Origin of the sequence: Pseudomonas sp. BR20, from assembly GCF_050780135.1 — a bacterium.
Classification (GTDB): Bacteria; Pseudomonadota; Gammaproteobacteria; order Pseudomonadales; family Pseudomonadaceae; genus Aquipseudomonas.
Genome location: NZ_CP172012.1, coordinates 2,370,727 through 2,390,485, shown reverse-complemented (window position 1 = coordinate 2,390,485; position 19,759 = coordinate 2,370,727). Strand labels below are relative to the sequence as shown.

Annotated in this window: 19 protein-coding genes and 2 pseudogenes; 11 read left to right on the top strand and 10 right to left on the bottom strand. The window is 60.8% G+C overall.

Annotation, left to right across the window (positions count from 1 at the left end; genetic code table 11):
• Positions 1 to 87 precede the first annotated feature (87 nt).
• Positions 88 to 1,821: a DEAD/DEAH box helicase gene (locus ACHPFG_RS10975; protein ID WP_431702377.1), complete on the top strand. Its 1,734-nt coding sequence runs from the start codon at positions 88 to 90 to the stop codon at positions 1,819 to 1,821.
• The gene (locus tag ACHPFG_RS10970) at positions 1,818 to 3,809 is read left to right on the top strand and encodes a 3'-5' exonuclease (RefSeq protein WP_431702375.1); all 1,992 of its coding nucleotides are present in this window, start codon (positions 1,818 to 1,820) and stop codon (positions 3,807 to 3,809) included. The genes ACHPFG_RS10975 and ACHPFG_RS10970 overlap by 4 nt, the downstream gene beginning before the upstream one ends.
• 58 nt (positions 3,810 to 3,867) lie before the next feature.
• Here ACHPFG_RS10970 and ACHPFG_RS10965 read toward each other — a convergent pair whose 3' ends face one another.
• Complete coding sequence (locus ACHPFG_RS10965; protein WP_065939363.1) at positions 3,868 to 4,377, bottom strand: DUF1993 domain-containing protein; 510 nt, start codon at positions 4,375 to 4,377, stop codon at positions 3,868 to 3,870.
• Between the two features lie 116 nt (positions 4,378 to 4,493).
• On the opposite strand from ACHPFG_RS10965, the gene ACHPFG_RS10960 reads away from it, so the two are divergent.
• Complete coding sequence (locus ACHPFG_RS10960) at positions 4,494 to 5,144, top strand: YceH family protein (protein ID WP_065926946.1); 651 nt, start codon at positions 4,494 to 4,496, stop codon at positions 5,142 to 5,144.
• A gap of 121 nt (positions 5,145 to 5,265) precedes the next feature.
• Here ACHPFG_RS10960 and ACHPFG_RS10955 read toward each other — a convergent pair whose 3' ends face one another.
• Positions 5,266 to 6,084, bottom strand: a complete 819-nt coding sequence (locus tag ACHPFG_RS10955) for a shikimate 5-dehydrogenase (RefSeq protein WP_431702372.1) — start codon at positions 6,082 to 6,084, stop codon at positions 5,266 to 5,268.
• 156 nt (positions 6,085 to 6,240) lie between these two features.
• On the opposite strand from ACHPFG_RS10955, the gene ACHPFG_RS10950 reads away from it, so the two are divergent.
• From ACHPFG_RS10950 to ACHPFG_RS10940, 3 genes are all read left to right on the top strand, one after another.
• A complete protein-coding gene (locus ACHPFG_RS10950) occupies positions 6,241 to 6,594 on the top strand; it encodes a hypothetical protein (protein WP_027603153.1) in 354 nt (117 codons plus the stop codon).
• Between the two features lie 233 nt (positions 6,595 to 6,827).
• On the top strand, positions 6,828 to 7,022 hold the full coding sequence (locus ACHPFG_RS10945; RefSeq protein ID WP_003173044.1) for a hypothetical protein: 195 nt from the start codon (positions 6,828 to 6,830) through the stop codon (positions 7,020 to 7,022).
• Between the two features lie 91 nt (positions 7,023 to 7,113).
• Entirely contained in the window at positions 7,114 to 7,296 is a 183-nt protein-coding gene (locus tag ACHPFG_RS10940) for a hypothetical protein (protein WP_053132189.1), read from the top strand.
• A 3-nt stretch (positions 7,297 to 7,299) separates the two neighbouring features.
• Here ACHPFG_RS10940 and ACHPFG_RS10935 read toward each other — a convergent pair whose 3' ends face one another.
• Entirely contained in the window at positions 7,300 to 8,367 is a 1,068-nt protein-coding gene (locus ACHPFG_RS10935) for an AI-2E family transporter (protein ID WP_431702369.1), read from the bottom strand.
• 161 nt (positions 8,368 to 8,528) lie between these two features.
• Between ACHPFG_RS10935 and yegQ the strand changes: the two genes are divergently transcribed.
• Positions 8,529 to 9,851 carry a tRNA 5-hydroxyuridine modification protein YegQ gene (gene yegQ / locus ACHPFG_RS10930; RefSeq protein ID WP_431702368.1) on the top strand — a complete coding sequence of 441 codons (1,323 nt, stop codon included), beginning with the start codon at positions 8,529 to 8,531 and terminating at the stop codon, positions 9,849 to 9,851.
• Between the two features lie 4 nt (positions 9,852 to 9,855).
• Here yegQ and ACHPFG_RS10925 read toward each other — a convergent pair whose 3' ends face one another.
• From ACHPFG_RS10925 to ACHPFG_RS10915, 3 genes and pseudogenes are all read right to left on the bottom strand, one after another.
• On the bottom strand, positions 9,856 to 10,611 hold the full coding sequence (locus tag ACHPFG_RS10925) for a methyl-accepting chemotaxis protein (protein ID WP_405046501.1): 756 nt from the start codon (positions 10,609 to 10,611) through the stop codon (positions 9,856 to 9,858).
• A 102-nt stretch (positions 10,612 to 10,713) separates the two neighbouring features.
• Positions 10,714 to 11,535: pseudogene (locus ACHPFG_RS10920) on the bottom strand (cache domain-containing protein); the annotation flags it as partial.
• A 61-nt stretch (positions 11,536 to 11,596) separates the two neighbouring features.
• Entirely contained in the window at positions 11,597 to 12,916 is a 1,320-nt protein-coding gene (locus tag ACHPFG_RS10915; RefSeq protein ID WP_431703462.1) for a Na+/H+ antiporter family protein, read from the bottom strand.
• Between the two features lie 212 nt (positions 12,917 to 13,128).
• On the opposite strand from ACHPFG_RS10915, the pseudogene ACHPFG_RS10910 reads away from it, so the two are divergent.
• Positions 13,129 to 14,445, top strand: a pseudogene (locus ACHPFG_RS10910) (HAMP domain-containing protein); the annotation flags it as partial.
• Positions 14,446 to 14,547: 102 nt separating this feature from the next.
• Positions 14,548 to 15,303, top strand: a complete 756-nt coding sequence (locus ACHPFG_RS10905; protein ID WP_371920978.1) for a methyl-accepting chemotaxis protein — start codon at positions 14,548 to 14,550, stop codon at positions 15,301 to 15,303.
• 75 nt (positions 15,304 to 15,378) lie between these two features.
• Here the strand turns inward: ACHPFG_RS10905 and ACHPFG_RS10900 are convergent, their stop codons facing one another.
• From ACHPFG_RS10900 to ACHPFG_RS10885, 4 genes are read right to left on the bottom strand one after another with little or no spacing between them, the layout of a single operon-like run.
• Positions 15,379 to 16,698 (bottom strand): sensor histidine kinase, encoded by a 1,320-nt coding sequence (locus ACHPFG_RS10900; RefSeq protein WP_431702367.1) that lies wholly within the window; start codon positions 16,696 to 16,698, stop codon positions 15,379 to 15,381.
• Complete coding sequence (locus ACHPFG_RS10895) at positions 16,695 to 17,363, bottom strand: response regulator transcription factor (protein WP_027603141.1); 669 nt, start codon at positions 17,361 to 17,363, stop codon at positions 16,695 to 16,697. Before ACHPFG_RS10895 ends, ACHPFG_RS10900 begins: the two co-directional genes overlap by 4 nt.
• Complete coding sequence (locus ACHPFG_RS10890) at positions 17,363 to 17,674, bottom strand: PepSY domain-containing protein (RefSeq protein ID WP_131700017.1); 312 nt, start codon at positions 17,672 to 17,674, stop codon at positions 17,363 to 17,365. Before ACHPFG_RS10890 ends, ACHPFG_RS10895 begins: the two co-directional genes overlap by 1 nt.
• The gene (locus ACHPFG_RS10885) at positions 17,674 to 17,976 is read right to left on the bottom strand and encodes a PepSY domain-containing protein (RefSeq protein WP_431702366.1); all 303 of its coding nucleotides are present in this window, start codon (positions 17,974 to 17,976) and stop codon (positions 17,674 to 17,676) included. Before ACHPFG_RS10885 ends, ACHPFG_RS10890 begins: the two co-directional genes overlap by 1 nt.
• Before the next feature lie 194 nt (positions 17,977 to 18,170).
• Here ACHPFG_RS10885 and ACHPFG_RS10880 point away from each other — a divergent pair, with 194 nt between their 5' ends.
• Both ACHPFG_RS10880 and queD read left to right on the top strand, forming a co-directional pair.
• Positions 18,171 to 19,250: a patatin-like phospholipase family protein gene (locus ACHPFG_RS10880; RefSeq protein WP_431702365.1), complete on the top strand. Its 1,080-nt coding sequence runs from the start codon at positions 18,171 to 18,173 to the stop codon at positions 19,248 to 19,250.
• Between the two features lie 77 nt (positions 19,251 to 19,327).
• Positions 19,328 to 19,684: a 6-carboxytetrahydropterin synthase QueD gene (queD, locus tag ACHPFG_RS10875; RefSeq protein WP_003237990.1), complete on the top strand. Its 357-nt coding sequence runs from the start codon at positions 19,328 to 19,330 to the stop codon at positions 19,682 to 19,684.
• The last annotated feature ends 75 nt before the right edge of the window (positions 19,685 to 19,759 follow it).

Here is a 19,759-nt window from a genome sequence, read left to right as displayed (position 1 = left end):
TCCGTGCCACGTGCTGGCTCGCAACCACGACAAACATTATGTAACACTGCCAACAGATGCCTCGGTCGATAAGGATTATTCACCGCCATGCCCGGACAGCACCCACTGATTCAAAAACTGTACGACTTCGTATACGCCGAACAGGCCGCCAACTGGCAAAAACTTCAAGAGGTATGGGAACGTCCCTTGAAGGACAAGTTGTTGCAGGGCTGGACACAGGGCTTCGTTCGACTCGAACGAGGCGATACAGCCAAATTACTGTGGGCCTACCTCGACGACAACGAATCGCGCTTTCGTGCAGGTGACTTGCTGCGTCTGCATCTGGGCGATGCCCAAGGCCCGCTGCTATGCCAGGCCATGAAGTTCGAAAAGGAAGAGGACGATCGTTGGCTTCTCAGTTCGGATCAGGCAATGCTCATCTGGGAGAGCTATCAGGAAGGTGTTTGCTACGCGGACCCTGATGGCATGGACCTGACGCCGAAATATCTTCAAACCTTGCAGGATATTGAGAGCGACGTACACGGTAACAACGCGATTCTTCCTTTGCTCGGCGATGCTCCCACTATCGACTTCCATGACGTGGACCTCGAGTACGCCGAGCAGATCGCGCTCAAAGAGGGCTGCAACCAGAAACAAGCCGAGGCCGTGGGTTTTGCCTTCGGTGCTGAACAGGTCGCCTGCATTCAAGGTCCACCCGGTACCGGCAAGACCAGAGCCCTGGCCCTGATCGCTCAGTTGCTGGTCGAGCGCGGCGAACGGGTGTTCGTCACTTCGCATACACACATGGCCATCAACAACGCCTTGAGTAAGATTGCTGCGCGCGATGTGCCGACCCTCAAGGTCGGTGGCCGCCGGGAAGACCTCGACAAACACGTGGATTGGGCAGCCGAACCGGCCAGATGGGAAGGGATGCCAGAGGCAGGTCAAGGTTATGTGATTGGCGCCACGCCTTTTGCAACGTGTTCCTCGTTGTCCAATTACAATTTCGACACGGTGATCTTCGACGAGGCCAGTCAGATCACCGTACCTCTCGCCCTGATGGCGATGCGCAAGGGCAAACGCTTTATTTTCATCGGTGACCAGAAACAACTCCCCCCTGTATTGCTTTCTCGCTCGGTTCTGTCAAAAGAATCCATGTCTGTGTTCGCCCGCCTGACGGCTCAGGACGCCGATCACACGGTAATGCTTGAAGAAACCTACCGAATGAATCGCTGGCTGACCCAGTGGCCCAGCCAAATGTATTACGGTGGGCAATTACGCGCCGCCGGGCGAAACAGGGACCGTCTCCTGTCGCCCATTCATCAGGCAGATGTCAGCGAAGCGCTTGATCCGCAAACCTGCGCGGTGTTCATCCCGACGCAGGACACAAAGGCGCGGAACCGCAACCCAGCAGACGCAAGATGCGTCGTCCAGTTGTGCCGGGAAGCGCACGACATGGGACTGCCACTCCATGAAATCGGCATCGTGACGCCCTACCGTGCTCAGGGTCGAGCCATTCGCAAGGCGCTGGCCAAACAGTTCGGTAGCGAGGCCGCGAGTACAATCGTCGCGGATACCGTCGAGCGTATGCAGGGTCAGGAGCGGGAGTTGGTGATCCTGTCTCTGTGCAGTGGCGACGAAGCGTTTATCAGTGCAATCGGGACATTTTTCTTTCAGCCTGAGCGCCTCAACGTTTCCATCACGCGCGCGATGACCAAGCTGATCATCATCGGCCCGGAGCTGCGGCACGGGATCATCTGTTCCAGCGAAGCCGCACAGGCCTGGGCTGAGCAATACCGCCAGTTGATCAGCCAATGCCATAAGGTAGATTTCCCACTATGACTCTTTTCATACCCGAATGGCAGCGCAGTAGCGGCTCCCAGCAACAGTGCAAGCGGGTACTCAAGAAGCTTGAGGATGACTACGTCGTCCGCAAATGCCTGACCCAAGACAGCTGGGCACCGGATTTTTTCCTACAGCGCGGTGAGCTTGAGTGGCTGGCGCTGATGGTGTGCGAGTTGCCGTACGATACGCTGGACCCGGACCAGCTGTTTTTGACCGCAGAGCAGACAGCCTTCAGCCAGATGCTGGAGAAACTGGAAACATTCGAAACCCAGGCCGGTATCCCGGCCATGCGCAAGATGGTGGTGATGTGGGGCTGCGACTCCGAGCAAAGTAAAATCCTCTGGTCACGGCATTGCGAAGGTCGGGGAATCTGGCTGATGTCGAAGAAGACGTTCCTTGAGTCCGGCGCAGAACAACTACCCAAGCTGCTCAAGGCACTGTCCTCTGAAACCCGGCAGACCATTATGGGCCGTTACTTTTCCGAGGCCGAAATAGCCGGGCTCCGCTCAACACGCCGTCAGTTTTCGCGCGACAACAGTGCCCGCACGCTGCGCTACTTTCTGGACCCTCAGCAAGAGTGGGCCAGCAAGCTCGACCTGGACCTTCCGGATGAGCAAACGGAAATGGCGGGGGATTTTTCCGTGCGGCTGATCAATGGTGTAGCAGGCAGCGGCAAAACGCTTATTGCTGCCAGTCGCGCCTATATCCTGGCCAGGAAATTCCCTGACCAGCAGGTTCTCATGCTGATTCACAACGTTCCTGTCGTGAAAGATCTGAAACACCGCCTGCAGCGCGTCTATGGGGAAATTCCCAGGAACCTCACCATCATGACGGCGCTGAGCTGGATTTCAAGGCAATGGAGGGCGCTGTTTAAAGAAACACTGAAGATGCCTAAGTTCACTACCGAAGCCATAGGTCTTATTCAGCATTTTCGCGACACGGAATACCGGGAACTGAAACCGGACAATAACCAGTTGCTTGATGAGTTCAACTTTATAAACGACAACGTCGTCATCGACGAGCCTGATTATCTCAAGGTAGAACGGGCAGGCCAGGGCTTTGCGCTGCGCAAAGAGGAGCGACAACAGGTCTGGGCACTGTACGAACGGGTAACCAAAGCCCTGTTCAATCAGCATGGGCTGCGTTTATGGAGCTCGCTCCCCCGTGATCTGTGCCTGGCCAATCGCCCAGACACGCTGGAAGCCTATCAGCACATTCTGGTGGACGAGGCGCAGTTCTTCGCACCATCGTGGTTCCAACTGATCAAACTCACTCTGGAAAAAACCGAGGGAACGCTGTTTTTATGCGCTGATCCGAATCAAGGCTTTCTGAAGAGCCGACTTAGCTGGAAACGAGTCGGCCTGGATGTGGCGGGCAAGACCAAAAAGCTGCGCAAATCGTATCGCACCACCCAGGCCATACTAAGCGCTGCCAGCCAGATGCTGGCCGGAATTACACAGACCGATCCGGACGAGTATCTACAACCAGACTTTGACGGTATGGAAGCAGGTACACCGCCGCTGTTTGTTCTGTCGCCCTCTCCACAGGATGCCGTTGTCCAGGCCTGCAATGAAATTGAAGCGCATCGGAACAGCTATGAATTACCGTTGTCGGCAATGTTGCTGCTGTATGGCAAGGGCATAGACAAAGCGCTGTTAATGAAAACCCTGAAGAAGAGTTTCGGCACCGAGCGAATCTGGGACATGAATGATCCAGATGTCGTCCCCGGTCATGATGAAACGCTGCGAATCGCGACAGTTGAAAGTGCAACCGGACTGGAAGCCAACGTAGTGTTTCTGGTTGGGCTGGAAAAATTGCTCAAGATTATCGAGCAGAAGGTTGGCATCACAGCGGACGAGCTGGAACAGAATGCTCGCAAGCTGTATATGGCGATGACTCGCGCAGGCCAACGGCTTGTGCTGATCTCGTCTACCCCGCTGCCGGAGAAAATTGCCGGGGTGTTTGTCCACACGGGGATGGAATAAAAAACGCCCAGGGTCATTCGGCGAAGAACGGCTCCGGGCGTTTTTCCGATTCCTGGGCTTAGAAAGCGCCCATGTAGTCACGCTTGCCCACTTCCACGCCGTTGTGACGCAACAAGGCGTACGCGGTGGTGACGTGGAAGAAGAACTGCGGCAGGCCGTAGGTCAGCAGGTAGGACTGGCCGCTGAAGCGCTTCTCTTTCGGCGTGCCTGGGCGGGTGATGATCTCGATGCCTTCCTTGCCGTCGACTTGCTCGGGCTTGATGGTGTCGACAAACGCCAGCACCTTGGCGATCAGCGCTTGCAGATCGGCGAAGGTGACTTCGGTATCTTCGTATTTCGGTACTTCGATCTCAGCCAGGCGTGCGGAAACGCCCTTGGCGAAGTCGACGGCGATCTGCACCTGGCGCACCAGTTGGAACATGTCCGGGAACAGCCGCGCTTGCAGCAAGGCGTTGGGTTCGATGTTCCTGGCGGTGGCGTGGGCTTCGGCTTTGTTCAGCACATCGCTCAGGGCGGTGAGCATTTGCTTGAAGACGGGGATGGAGGCGGCGTACAGGGAAATAGTCATGGCAGTCTCATGGGTAATGGCAGGGTTGGAACCAGCGGCGATTATAGACACGCCAGGCGCTTGTCTTTTATTTTTTCCGGCTTACGCTAGTGCGTTCACAGCATAGGGAAAGCGCGATGACCGCCGAGCACGACACCGACACCCCTGAGCCGCGCCTGAACAGCACGGAAATTCGCGTCCTGGGTTGCCTGATCGAAAAACAGGCGACCAACCCGGAAACCTACCCCCTGACCCTCAACGCCCTGGTGCTGGCCTGCAACCAGAAGACCAGCCGTGAACCGGTGATGAACCTCAGTCAGGGCCAGGTTGGCCAGAGTCTGCGTGCACTGGAAGGCCAAGGCTTCACGCGCCTGGTGATGGGCAGCCGCGCCGACCGCTGGGAGCATCGCGTGGACAAGGCGCTGGAACTGGTGCCGGCCCAGGTGATCCTGACCGGGCTGCTGTTCTTGCGTGGGCCGCAGACGGTCAACGAACTGCTGACCCGCAGCGGGCGCATGCATGACTTCGAAGATGCCGAACAGGTGGTGCACCAGTTGGAGCGCCTGATTGCCCGCGGGCTGGCGCTGCTGGTGCCGCGCCAGGCGGGGCAGCGGGAAGATCGCTATACCCATGCGCTGGGCGATCCGGCGGACATCGAGGTGATTATCGCCGCGCGGGGTAGCCCGGTGGAGCGCTCTGCCGGCGCAGTCTCGCTGGATCGTATCGAAGAGCTTGAAGCGCGAATTGCAGCTCTGGAAGAGCGATTGGCGCAGCTGGAACAGGCCTGACACGGTCAAACATGTGGGAGGGGGCTTGCTCCCGATAGCGCTGGGTCAGTCAACACTTTCATTGCCTGATACACCGCTATCGGGAGCAAGCCCCCTTCCACATTTAGAGCTGCAGTGGCCTTCAGTTGCGGGCGAAGGCTACTGCCGCCTGGAACTGTTCATCCGTAGGCCGCACGCCGGTATAAAGCACAAACTGCTCCAACGCCTGGATCGCAATCACCTCCAGCCCGGTGATCACCCGCTTGCCTTTGGCCCGACCGCGCACGATCAGTGGTGTTTCGGCGGGGATCGCTACCACATCGAAGACGGTGTCCGCTGCATCCACGGCATCCGCCTCAAACGCCAGGGCATCCGCCTCGGCCCCGCCGGTCATGCCGATGGGCGTCACGTTGATCAGCATCTGTGGGCGCAAATCACCCAGTTCAGCCTGCCACTCGTACCCAAGATTCTGCGCCAATGTCCGGCCCGCCGCCTCATTGCGCGCCACGATCACACCATTGGCGTAACCGCCATCCCGTAAGGCGCTCGCCACGGCCTTGGCCATACCGCCGCTGCCACGCAGGGCGAAGGTCGAATCCTTCGGCACGACGTGTTTCTTGAGCAATTGTTCGATGGCGATGTAGTCGGTGTTATAAGCCTTGAGGTGCCCGTCAGTGTTCACGATGGTGTTCAGGGAGTCGATGGCTTGAACCGAATCGTCGAGTTCGTCCACTAAGGCAATGGCAGCCTCCTTGAAGGGCATGGACACCCCGCAACCACGCACGCCCAATGCGCGGATACCACCTATCGCGCCGGGTAAATCCTGGCTGCTGAAGGCTTTATAGTAGAAGTTCAGCCCTAACTGTTCGTACAGATGGTTATGAAAACGCAGGCCAAAATTCCCAGGGCGGGCCGACAGAGACATGCACAGTTGGGTGTCCTTGTTGGGGTGCATCTGCATGGATAACTCCTTTGAGTAAGCAAATCGGTACAGACCTTACACAACCTTTACCTTGCGGCCGTGCTGTTTTTCAGAAATACGTTGTCTTAAAAGTATCCCCGCGACATTACTTGAGTCTATTGATTGCAGACCACAAGCGCAGGGGCTAACCGAGGAATGACCATGATTCGTACAATCCCCAAGATCGCCTTGCTGGTAGGTGCACTCGCTATGGCAGGCCAAGCCTCCGCCCATGGTGGTGGATGGGGTGGCCCAGCCGTCTTGGGTGCCCTGGTCGGCGCCGCCGTAGTGGGCTCCGTGGTTGCCAGCCAACCCCGTGAGGTCTATGTGCAGCAGCCGGTCTACGTGCAACCGCAGCCGGTGTATGCCGCGCCGCCGCCGGTCTACTACGCACCACCGCCACCGGTGTACGTGCAACAGGAGGTTTATTACCGCCCCGCGCCGGTCTATTACGGTCCACCGCGCGGCTACTATGGCCCTCCCCACGGTTACTACCGCCGCGGCTGGTAAGTCTCAACCGTCACACATGAAACAGGCCTCGCCCACTCGCGGGGCCTTTTTTTGTGGGCAGCGTCCGGATTTATCCTGCCAAGGTCGCTCTGAGGACAATGACCAGGCTGCAATCCCACACTATTAAGGTCGAAAGTCTACTTGCCCGAAACAGGCTCACGCTGTCATGTTTGTGTCACGACACACTCCCACTATCAATCCTGTCCACTCAATAACAACAAGGACGACTGACCATGCCCACACAAAACCCGCATCGCACCGCCGGCCTCTGTACGTCCAGCAAGGTCTACAGCGCCCTCACGGAGCTCAAGCACCTGGAAGGCCACCGCAGCGCCAAGTTCCTCGCGCTGCTGGCGGAAAACCTGGTGCGCAAAGGCCTGCTTAATGAACAGGAAGTGGTGAGCATGCTCGATCAAGTGGTCGACTGACGCCTTTTGTTGATGTCGACTATCGAGCCAGATGATTTTTCCTGAACGCCAGCGCCCCGTAAGGTGACCTTCATAGCGATTGGAGGTTCTTATGCCCACTGTTCAAATCATGTCCGTCATTGGCAGCGCCGTCCCCGCCCCGCTCCGGGAGCTGGGCCTGCTCGCCTGCTGGTACCTGGTACGCGACGGCGAAGCCATCAGCGGCCCGCTGACGTCATTGTCAGCCGCCGAAAAACAACTGCAACAGGCCTCGAATTTCAGGCTGCACGCCTGAGACTCAAGGCAACGGCAGCTTGACCCGCGGCTTGCTTTCGACAAACAGCGCCCAACTGGACATGAATAACGCCGCCACCAGCGGCCCGATCACAAACCCGTTGAGGCCGAATACCGACAGGCCGCCCAGGGTCGAGATCAGGATCAGGTAGTCGGGCATCTTGGTGTCCTTGCCCACCAGGATCGGGCGCAGCACGTTGTCCACCAGGCCGATCACAAACACGCCGAACAGGGCCAACACCACGCCCTGCCAGATCGAACCGCTCAACAGGAAGTAGGCGGCCACCGGCCCCCACACAATGCCCGCTCCCACGGCCGGCAGCAGTGACAGAAACGCCATCAACACCGCCCAGAGCAACGCACTGGGAATGTCCAGGAACCAGAAGATCAAACCACCCAGCGCCCCCTGGGTCACGGCCACCAGCACGTTGCCCTTGACCGTGGCGCGCACCACCCGATTGAACTTGAGCTGCAACCGGCGCTTCTGCGGCTCGGCCAACGGCACCGCCGTGCGTACCTTGCGCACCAGTTCCGGGCCGTCGCGCAGCAGGAAGAACAGCAGGTACAACATGATGAAAAAACTCACCAGGAAATCAAACGTACCCTGGCCGAAGCTGAACGCCTGGGTCGCAAAGAACTGGCTGCCCTGCATCGCGCTCTTGACGATCTTCTCGCGCAGCCCTTCCAGGTTGCCCATGCCGAAACGGTCCAGCAGGTGCTGGAAATAGGGCGGCAGGAAGTTCTTGAACTGCTCGATATAGCCGGCCACATCCAGCTTGCCGCTCTCGACGTTTTTGTAGAGCGTGGCGCCCTCTTGCACCAGCAACGCGCTGGTAATGATCACCGGCAGAATCGCGATCACCAGGCACACCATCAAGGTGGCCAGTGACGTCAGGTTGCGGTTCCAGCCGAAGCGCTGCTGCAGGCGGCGCTGCATCGGCGCAAAGATGATGCCGAGGATCACCGCCCAGAACACCGCACCGTAGAACGGCAGCAATATCCAGATAAAGGCGACGGTCACCAGGGCCAGCAGTAACAGCAGGGTCTTGAATTGCAGGTTGGTTTGATTCATGTCCGATCCATGTCAAAAAAGCAGGCCGCGCGTTTGCGTCCAGCTGCTTAGTCCACCACAAATCCCGGGAGTGCCATCTTTGTTGCGGTAAGCGTAGACCCAGATCAATAAAGCCCGGCACACGTTGGGCTACGCTCGCGGCCTTTTGCGACCCGATCCCCATGCCTCTCGTCCTTGCTCCCGAACTCCTCGCCCCCGCCGGCACCTTGAAAAACATGCGCTACGCCTTCGCCTACGGCGCCGACGCGGTCTACGCCGGCCAGCCGCGCTACAGCCTGCGGGTGCGCAACAACGAGTTCGACCACGCCAACCTGGCGCTCGGCATCCAGGAAGCCCACGCGTTGGGCAAGCGGTTCTACGTGGTGGTGAACATCGCGCCACACAATGCCAAGCTCAAGACGTTCCTCAAGGACCTCGCCCCGGTGATCGCCATGGGCCCGGATGCGCTGATCATGTCCGACCCGGGGCTGATCATGCTGGTGCGCCGGCACTTCCCGATGATGCCGATTCATCTCTCAGTGCAGGCCAATACGGTGAACTGGGCCAGCGTGGAGTTCTGGCAGCAGCAAGGGATTTGCCGGGTGATCCTGTCGCGGGAGCTGTCCCTGGAAGAAATCGGCGAGATTCGCCAGCAGGTGCCGGCCATGGAGCTGGAAGTGTTTGTGCACGGTGCCTTGTGCATGGCCTATTCCGGGCGCTGCCTGCTCTCGGGCTACATGAACAAGCGTGACGCCAACCAGGGCACCTGTACCAATGCCTGTCGCTGGAAATACCAGGCCACCCCGGCGGTGGAAAACGCCACGGGCGATATAGTCCACGTGTATCAACCGGAACCCACACTGGGGATCGGCGCGCCCACCGACCAGGTGTTCCTGCTGCAGGAAGCCAATCGCCCCGATGAGCACATGCCTGCTTTCGAGGACGAGCACGGCACCTACATCATGAATGCCAAGGACCTGCGTGCCGTGCAGCATGTGGAGCGCCTGACCCACATGGGCGTGCATTCGCTGAAGATCGAAGGCCGCACCAAATCGCATTTCTACTGCGCGCGCACGACTCAGGTGTACCGCCAGGCAATCGATGATGCCGTGGCCGGCCGTGCATTTGACCGCAACTTGATGACCAACCTGGAATCCTTGGCCCAGCGCGGCTACACCGAAGGTTTCCTGCGCCGCCATGTGCACGACGAATACCAGAACTACCAGAACGGCAGCTCAGTGTCCGAGCGCCAGCAGTTTGTCGGCGAGTTGACCGGCGAGCGCCGTGGCGAGCTGGCCGAGGTCAAGGTGAAGAACCGCTTTGCCGTGGGTAATCACCTGGAACTGATGACCCCCGCCGGCAACTTTCACTTTGACCTGCCCAGCCTGCACAACACCAAGGGCGAAGCCATCAACGTGGCGCCGGGGGATGGGCACACGGTGTATGTGCCCCTGCCGGCCGAGATGGACCTGCGCTTTGGCCTGTTGATGCGCGACATCGTGTAGCGGTTCAGATCCTGAACTGACCGACCAATTGCCCCAACCGTTGGCCCAGGTCCGCCAAACTGCGCGAGGTCTGGGCGCCCAACTGGGTTTCATCGGCCACGCTGTCCACCGCCACGGCAATCTGATGCACGCTGCGGTTGATCTCTTCGGCGACGGCAGTCTGTTCTTCGGCGGCGCTGGCAATCTGCGCGTTCATCGAGTTGATGGTGCCGATCAACTGGGCCATGGTGTCCAGGGACGCCCCGGCTTCGTTGGCCTTGGCCGAGGTGCCATCGCCGGCATCGCTGGAGCGGCGCATGGCATCCACGGCAGCCTCGGTGCCTTTTTGCAGGCGGTCGATCATGCCCTGGATTTCCTGGGTGCTGGTTTGTGTGCGGCTGGCCAGGGCGCGCACCTCGTCGGCGACCACGGCAAAACCACGCCCGGCCTCCCCTGCCCGCGCGGCTTCGATCGCCGCGTTGAGCGCCAGCAGGTTGGTTTGTTCGGCAATCGAGCGGATCACGCCGAGCACGCTGACAATCGACGACACGTCCTGCTTCAGGCTGTCGAGGGAGACACCGCTGCTGCGGATGTCATTCACCAGCGCATGGATCTGCGCAATGCTGCCGTCCACCACGCGCTTGGCAGCCTGGCCTTCTGCGTCGGTCTGTTGCGCGGCCACCGAGGCGCCTTGGGCACTGCGCGCCACTTCTTGCGCTGCGGAGGACATCTGGTTGATGGCGGTGGCCACTTGGTCGGTTTCGTGGCGCTGGCGTTCCATGGCCTGCTCCGAGCGCTGGGCCTGGTCGGACACCTGGCTGACCAGGCCGGTGAGTTGGGTGGTCATCTCGGTGATCTGGCGCACCAGGCCGTGGATCTTGTCGACAAAGCGGTTGAACGCGCCGGCCAGGTCGCCCAGTTCGTCCTGGCTGGTGATGGCCAGGCGGCGAGTCAAATCGCCTTCACCGGCAGCGATATCGTCGAGGTTGGCTTTCATCAGATGCAGCGGGCGCAAAATGGTGTTGGCCAGCAGCATGCCGGCAGCGGCGATCACCAGCAACACCACCACGGCCACGCCAAGGATGCTCAGCAGCACGCCTTCCATGCGCGTTTTCACTTTGGCTTCAACCACCGCCACCTGGGCTTCAATGCCATCCAGGTTCACCGAGGTGCCGATGACCATGTCCCACTTGGGCAGGTACTCGGTGTACCCCATCTTGGGCACCAACTCGGTCTGGCCAGGCTGGGTCGAGCTGTATTGCAGGTAGTGGCTACCGTCCTTGCCGACCTTGACCAGGTCGCGGTTGACGTAGACACCGTTGGGGTCACGGTTGTCCTTGAAGCTCTTGCCCACGCCGTCGGGGCTGTTGCCCTTGAACAGACGGATGGTCTCGGAGTCGTAGCCGAAGAAGTAACCGTCCTTGCCGTAGCTGGTGTTGGACAGCAGCTTGACCACCTCCGCCCGCGCCGCCGTATCCCCGGGCGCGGCTGCGTCGTAGAGCGGCTTGATGGTGGTCATGGCCACTTCCACATAACTTTGCAGGGTGGCCTTGGCGTTGTTGAGCAGGCGCTGGCGGGTTTCATCCACCTCGTTGCGCGCTTGCCCCTGGAGGATCCACACGGTGGTCAGGCTGATGACCACGGCGAACAGCAACACCGGCACAACGGCGAGGGACAGGACTTTGGCCTTCAGACTCAGACGCATGGCTTTTCTCTCTTATTAAGCGACTTGATAGGTTATCGGCCAGCGCTGGTGAATCTGTAGATCAGAGCGTCATCGCCGCCAACCAGCCAAACGCCAGCAATGGGATGTTGTAGTGCAGGAATGTCGGCACCACGCTGTCCCAGATATGGTGATGCTGGCCGTCGATATTCAGGCCGGAGGTCGGGCCGAGGGTGGAGTCCGAGGCGGGCGAACCGGCATCACCCAGCGCCCCGGCGGTGCCGACGATGCACACGATGGCCAGCGGGCTGAAACCCAGTTGCACACACAACGGCACGAAAATCGCCGCCAGGATCGGCACCGTGGAAAACGACGAGCCGATGCCCATGGTCACCAGCAGCCCCACCAGCAACATCAACAACGCCCCCACACCACGGCTATGGCCGATGAACGCCGCCGAGGCCTCCACCAGCGAGCGCACGTCGCCGGTAGCCTTGAGCACTTCGGCAAAGCCTGACGAGGCGATCATGATGAAGCCGATCATCGCCATCATCTTCATGCCTTCGGTAAACAGGTCGTCGGTGTCGCGCCAACGCACGATGCCCGAGACCGAGAAAATCAGGAACCCGGCCAGGGCACCGATGATCATCGAGTCCAGCCACAACTGGATGATGAACGCCGAGGCAATCGCCAGGCCGGCCACCAGCAGGGTCAGCGGGTTGTACTGCACCGCCACTTGCTCGACCCGCTCGATTTTCTCCAGGTCATACACGCGTTTCTTGCGGTAGCTGACAAACACCGCGACCAGCAGCCCGACCACCATGCCCAGCGCCGGCAGGCTCATGGCGTGGGTGACGTTGACCTGACTGATGTCCACGCCGCTCTTGGCCACGTTGGCCAGCAGGATCTGGTTGAGGAAGATATTGCCGAAGCCCACCGGCAGGAACATGTACGGCGTGATCAGGCCGAAGGTCATCACGCAGGCGATCAAGCGCCGATCCAACTGCAACTTGGTCAGCACATACAGCAGGGGCGGCACCAGCAACGGGATAAACGCGATATGGATCGGCAGGATGTTCTGCGACGCAATCGCGACCACCCACAGCAGGCCGATCAGCAGCCATTTGACGTGGTTGCCGCCGGTGGCTTCCTGACGGTCGACCAGCAGCAAGGCCTTGTCCGCCAGGGCGTGGGCCAGGCCGGACTTGGCAATCGCCACGGCGAAAGCACCAAGCAAGGCGTAGGACAAGGCCACAGTCGCACCACCCCCCAAGCCACCATTGAAGGCTTTGAGCGTGGCCTCGATACCCAGGCCACCGGTCAGGCCGCCCACCAGGGCGCCGACGATAATGGCGATGACCACATGCACGCGGGACAGGCTGAGCACCAGCATGGTGCCGACCGCGGCGATGACTGCGTTAATCATGGTTACCTCAAGCAGAAACATAAAAAACAGGCATGCCCGCGCGCAGGCGGCCATCGGGTGGCAGCCAGCGTGCAGGCTTGAAGGAGGTCTTATTAGAGGGCGCGCACTTTGCAGCAGGCGGGGCGCCATGTCAAAAAACGGCGCCGTTTTGAGGTTTAAATTGATCGTTTGAATAAAGAAAATCCCAGATCGGCCGATAACCGTGCTCTATGTGTTTTTCAGGTAAGGATGTACCGATGTCCCTCAGACAGCTCTCCATTCAATGGAAAATCACCCTGCTCGCCGGCCTGTGCCTGCTGGGGATCGTGACCTTGCTGGTGGGTTTGTCGTTGTACCGCATGGCGCAGAGTTCCGAGCAGGTCAAAGCCTCCAGCATGCAGATGCTCAATGAAGCGGCCCAGGCACGCATCGAGGCCCAAGGTGAGGTGCAGGCACTGGGCATCCGCCGGCAGTTCATGGACGCCTATCAATACGGGCATGGGTTTTCCCGCCAGGTCCTGTTCCTGCGCGAGCAAGCGGAAAAACGCTTCCTCGACGCCTTCGACACCCGCGAAGACCTGACCCGCCAGGTCAAGGCCGCGCTGCAGGCCAACCCGGAACTGCTGGGCCTGTCCCTGGTCTTCGAAGCCAATGCGCTGGATGGCAAGGATGAGTTGTTCGCTGGCCAGGCGGAGCTGGGCAGTAATGACAAGGGCCGCTTCGCCCTGTACTGGTCGCAGCCAACACCAGGCAAGTTGACCTCGATGGCACTGCCGGAAAGCGACATGTCCGACACCAGCATCGGCCCCAGCGGTGAACCGGCCAACGCCTGGTTCACCTGCCCGCGCAGCACGCTCAAACCGTGCGTGATCGAGCCGTACTTTTATGTGATCGACGGGCAACACGTGCTGATGACCAGCATCGTGTTTCCGTTGACGGTCAATGGCAAGGTGATCGCCTCGCTGTCGGTGGACATCAACCTCAACAGCCTGCAGGCCGTGAGCCAGCAGGCCAGCCACAAGCTGTATGACGGCCAGACCCAGGTCAGCATCCTCAGCCCAACCGGTTTGCTCGCCGGCTACAGCGCAGACGCCAGCCAGTTGAGCAAACGCCTGGACCAGGTCGATACGCAAAGCGGCGCGCAATTGATCAGCGCATTGGCCAGCGGGACACAAATCCGCAGCCTGCGCACCGACCATCAGCTCAAGGTGCTGGCGCCGTTCGCGCCGATTCCCGACGGCAAGCCATGGGGCGTGTTGCTGGATGTGCCGGAAAAAGTCCTGGTCGGGCCGGCTGAAGCACTCAAGACCCAGATGGACGCCGATAATACGCGCGGCACCCTGCTGGAGTTGAGCTTGGGCCTACTGGCCGCAGTGATCGGCCTGATCCTGGTATGGCTGATGGCCCGCAGCGTGACCCGACCGATCCTCGGCGTGGCCCATATGCTTGAAGACATTGCCAGCGGCGAAGGCGACCTGACCCGCCGCCTGGCCTATGACAAACAGGACGAACTGGGCCAACTCGCAGGCTGGTTCAACCGTTTCCTCGACAAGCTGCAACCGATCATTGCCGAAGTAAAACGCTCAGTACAGGACGCCCGGGGCACCGCCGACCAGTCCGCCGCGATTGCCACGCAAACCAGCGCCGGCATGGAGCAGCAGTACCGCCAGGTCGACCAGGTGGCCACCGCCTCCCACGAAATGAGCGCCACCGCCCAGGACGTGGCCCGCAGCGCCGCCCAGGCAGCCCAGGCCGCGCGCGATGCCGACCAGGCCACCCGCGACGGCCTGACGGTGATCGACCGCACCACCAGCAACATCGGCGAGTTGGCGGCGGACATGAGCACCGCCATGGCCCAGGTCGAAGGCCTGGCCGCCAACAGCGAGAAGATCGGTTCAGTGCTGGAAGTGATTCGCGGCATCGCCGAGCAAACCAACCTGCTGGCGCTCAACGCGGCGATCGAAGCCGCCCGCGCCGGTGAGGCCGGCCGTGGGTTTGCCGTGGTCGCCGACGAGGTACGCAACTTGGCACGGCGTACCCAGGAGTCGGTGGAGGAGACCCGCCTGGTGATCGAGCAATTGCAGAGCGGCACCGAAGAGGTCGTGGGTTCCATGGGCAACAGCTACCGCCAGGCCCAGGGCAGTGTCGAACAGGTCGGCGAGGCCGTCACCGCCCTGCGCCAGATCGGCGATGCGGTCACGGTGATCAGCGACATGAACCTGCAAATCGCCAGCGCCGCCGAAGAGCAAAGCGCGGTGGCCGAAGAGATCAACCACAATGTGGCGACCATTCGCGATGTGACCGAATCGCTGTCGGAACAGGCCAATGAGTCGGCGCGGGTGAGCCAGGCGTTGAACAGCCTGGCGAATCAGCAGCAGGGGTTAATGGACCAGTTCCGCGTCTGAGGGTCGAAGGCAGTCCAATGTGGGGGGCCACTACCCCTGTGGCGAACCCCCTCCCACATTTTGATCTACGGTGTGTCAGCCATGGCGTTTGGGTAATTCGATCAATGCCTTCAAACCGCCCAGCTCGCTCTCCTGCAACTGCAACACCCCGCCCCACACCTCGACAATGTCCCGCACGATCCCCAGCCCCAGGCCATGGCCGTCGATCTGTTCGTCCAGGCGTGCACCGCGGCTGAAGACCTGGTCACGCTGGGCCTCGGGAATGCCGGGGCCGTCATCTTCCACCGCCAGCAGGTAACTGTGCGGCGTCTCGCTGACACTTAAGCGCACCTCGGCATCCGCCCATTTGCAGGCGTTGTCCAACAGGTTGCCAAGCAGCTCCAGCAAATCCTCGCGGTCCCAAGGCAGTTGCAGGCCCGGCGCGACGTGGTAGCTGAGGTCCAGGTGTTCGCCATGGATCATGTTCAAGGTGGCGAGCAGGCCGGGCAGTTCTTTTTCACAGTCGAACAAGGCACCCGGCAGGGTTTCGCCGGCGAGCCGTGCGCGATTGAGCTCACGGTTGAGGCGTTGTTGCACCTGCTCCAATTGTTCGCGCAACAGTTTGCTCAGTTCGGGGTGGTCCTTGAGTGCCTCGCTCGACGCTGCGCTCAACAGCACCGCCAGCGGGGTTTTCAGCGCATGCCCAAGGTTGCCGAGGGCGTTGCGCGAGCGCTTGAGGCTGTCTTCGGTGTGGGCCAGCAGGTGGTTGATCTGGGCGACCAGTGGTTCCAGTTCCAGCGGCACCTGGGTGTCGAGTTGCGAGCGTTGGCCCTGTTGCAACTGGGCGATCTGATTGCGCGCGGTTTCCAGCGGGCGCAAGGCGCGACGTACGGTGACTCGTTGCAAAAACAACACCAGCAGCAGTGCCGCCAGCCCCAGCACCAGGCCAATCCGACGCATCAGGCGAAAGCTCTCCCGCACAGGGGTGTAGTCCTGCGCCACGCTGATGGAAATCGATTGGCCAAAGCGCTTGTAGTCCGAACGCAGTACCAGCAATTGCTGGCCTTCCGGCCCCAGTTGCAGGTTGCCCTTGAGCCCGGCCTCCGGCAGTCGAGGTAACTCCTGGTCCCACAGCGAACGGGAACGCCAGTGAGTGTCGGCAAAATCGATACGGAAATAATGCCCGGAAAACGGCCGCTGGTAGGCCGGCGACAGGCGCTGTTCATCCAGCTGTACACCGTTGGGCCCGCGTACCAGGGCGACCAACAGGTTCTCGGCGTCGTTGCGCAGCCCGGCTTCCAGGTAGCGTTGCAAACCGGCCTCGAACAACCACAGGCTGGTTTGCGCCAACACCACGCCGACGATCACCATCACGCTGATCAGGCCCAGGCTCAGGCGGCGCTGAATCGACTTCATGCAGGGCTGGCGCCAAACCGGTAGCCCTGGCCGCGCCGGGTTTCGATCACGCTGCGGCCGAGCTTGCGACGCAGGTGGTTGACGTGCACTTCCAGCACGTTGGAGTCGCGCTCGGTCTCGCCATCGTACAGGTGCTCGGCCAAATGACTTTTCGAGAGAATTTGTTCAGGGTGCAACATGAAGTAGCGCAACAGGCGGAATTCGGCGGCGGTCAATTGGATCTCGTCGCCGTCGCGCAGTACGCATTGGCGCCCTTCATCCAAGTGCAGGCCAGCGGCTTGCAGCGTAGGTTGGTTGGCCTGCCCGTGGGAGCGGCGCAACAGCGCCTGGATGCGCAGGTGCAGCTCTTCGGGGTGAAAGGGTTTGCTCAGGTAATCGTCGGCACCGGCCTTGAGCCCTTCGATGCGCTCGGCCCAGGAGTCGCGGGCGGTGAGGATCAGCACCGGGGTGGCCAGCGCGGCGGCGCGCCATTGCGCCAACACCTCAAGACCGGGCAAACCGGGCAGGCCGAGGTCGAGGATGATCAGGTCGTAGGGTTCGCTGCGGCCCTGGTACGCGGCGTCGCGGCCGTCGGCCAGCCAGTCGACGGCATAACCCTGGCGCTGCAGGCCGGCCAGCAGTTCATCGGCCAGGGGTACGTTGTCTTCCACCAGGAGCAGGCGCATCAGTCTTCCTCGTCTTTGATCAGTACACCGTTGGTGGCGTCGAGTTTGATCTCTCGAACCACGCCGTCGGTGGTCACCAGTTCCACTTCGTAGGCATATTGGCCGTGTTTCTTCTCAAGCTCGGCTTCCAGCAAGCGCGAGCCGGGATACCGCGCCATGGCCTGCTGCAACAACTGCTCCAGGGGCAGGATCACCCCCTGCTGGCGCAGCGCCAAGGCTTCATCCTGGTTGAGGTCGCGGGCCTGCAAGCCTGAGCAGAACACCACCAGCACCAACGCCATTCGACTGCCGGCGCGTAAATTTACCTTCATTACGTATCCTGATGATTCTTGAGAACCTGCCCGGTGAGCGCGTCCAATTCGACCTCCCATTCAATGCCGTCGGCATCTTGCAGTTCGACTTCATAGACATACTTGCCGTAAGCCTCGTCCAGGTCGGTGTCCAGCAGCGTTGAGCCGGGATGCAGGGCCTGGGCTGTGGCTTCGAGCTGGTCGAACGCGACAATTGTAACAGTGGCGGGCACGATCAGTGGTTTGTCGGGGTCCACGGCTCCGGCCTGAGTCGCCGTGGCGGCGATGATAGCGGCGGCGACCAGAGCAGTGAGGCGTTTCATGATGAGTCTCCGTTACACGATGTTTTTCCTACGCCGGCCACGGTAGCTGCTGCAACTTAACTGAAACTGAATTGCCACCATGGCAATTTCCAGCAGGCGCGACGGGCTACGATGTTTATTCAGGATTCACGCGGTATCGTTAACGTTTTTCGCGAGCAAGTTTGCTCCTACACCCCGCTTCAACAGAGACCGGTATGACAGCCATCCACATCAAGTTCCCCGCCCTGACCCTCAAGGCCGGCAAACGCGCCTTTGCGCGCATTCGCGAACAGGGCCTCAAGCCTGCGGATGTCGGCATACTCCCCGGAGCGGCCGGCGGCCCCAAGGCGCTGGGGATCCAGGGCCTGGACCTGGCGCTGTTCGGCGACTGGCTGCCGCGTGCGCCACGGGAGCGTGCGCTGATCGGTGCATCGATCGGTTCCTGGCGGTTTGCCAGCGCCTGCCTGCCCGACCCGGTACAAGGCCTGCTGGACCTCGGCCGCCTGTACAACGAACAACGCTTTGCCAAAGGCGTGACCATGGCCGAAGTCAGCCGCAGCTGCCAGCGCATGCTCGACGACCTGCTGGCCGGCCGCGACGCACGGGTACTGGACAACCCCGACTACCGACTGAACATCATGGTGGTCAAGAGCCACGGCCTGCTCGCCGACGACCACCGCGGGCGCCTGGGGTTGGGCCTGTCATCGGTGATTGCAGACAACCTGCGCGGCCGAGCGCGGCTGGCGCGGCATTTCGAGCGGCTGATCATCCACGACCCGCGCCAGGCACCGCCGGTGCACCCGCTGAAGGATTTCCCCTCACGCTTCCTTGAGTTGGACATGGGCAACCTGCGCCAGGCGCTGCTGGCGTCCGGTTCGATCCCCATGGCGATGCAAGGCGTGCGCGACCTGCCCGGAGCCGGCACCGGCACCTACCGCGACGGCGGCCTGCTGGACTACCACCTCGACTTGCCCTACCACGGCGATGACATCGTGCTGTACCCGCACTTCACCGACCGGGTCATCCCCGGCTGGTTCGACAAGGGCCTGCCATGGCGGCGCAGCAACCAGCAAGGCTTACAGGATGTGTTGCTGCTGGCGCCGTCCAAGGACTACCTGGCCCGCCTGCCCCACGGCAAACTGCCAGACCGCAGCGACTTCAAGCGCTTCATGGGCGACGACCCGAGTCGCAACAAGTACTGGCAAACCGCGATGAGCGAGAGCCGGCGGCTGGGCGATGAGTTTCTGCAACTGGCCGATAACGGTGGCCTGGGCGAGCGCTTGCAGGCGCTTTGACCCAGCGGTATGCGCGGCATGGGATCAAGCTGTTAAACTCGCCGCCTGCCAGATACCTGACCGAGCTGAAAAATACTGTGGAAATCTTCAAAGAGTTTACCTTCGAGTCCGCCCACCGCCTGCCCCACGTACCGGAAGGCCACAAATGCGGGCGCCTGCATGGGCATTCGTTCAAGGTGGCGATCCACCTGAGCGGCGACCTGGATCCCCATACCGGCTGGATTCGCGACTTTTCGGAGATCAAGGCGATTTTCAAGCCGCTCTACGAACGCCTCGACCACAACTACCTGAATGACATCCCAGGCCTGGAAAACCCCACCAGCGAGGTGCTGGCCAAGTGGATCTGGACTGAACTCAAACCGCTGTTGCCGGAACTCAGTGCGATCCGCATCCACGAGACCTGCACCAGCGGCTGCATCTATCGCGGCGAGTAAGCCTACGATGTTAAAAAACCACCCTTGCGGTGGTTTTTTTGTGCCTCCCGTAGCACCCTTCCACCCTTCCCTTTC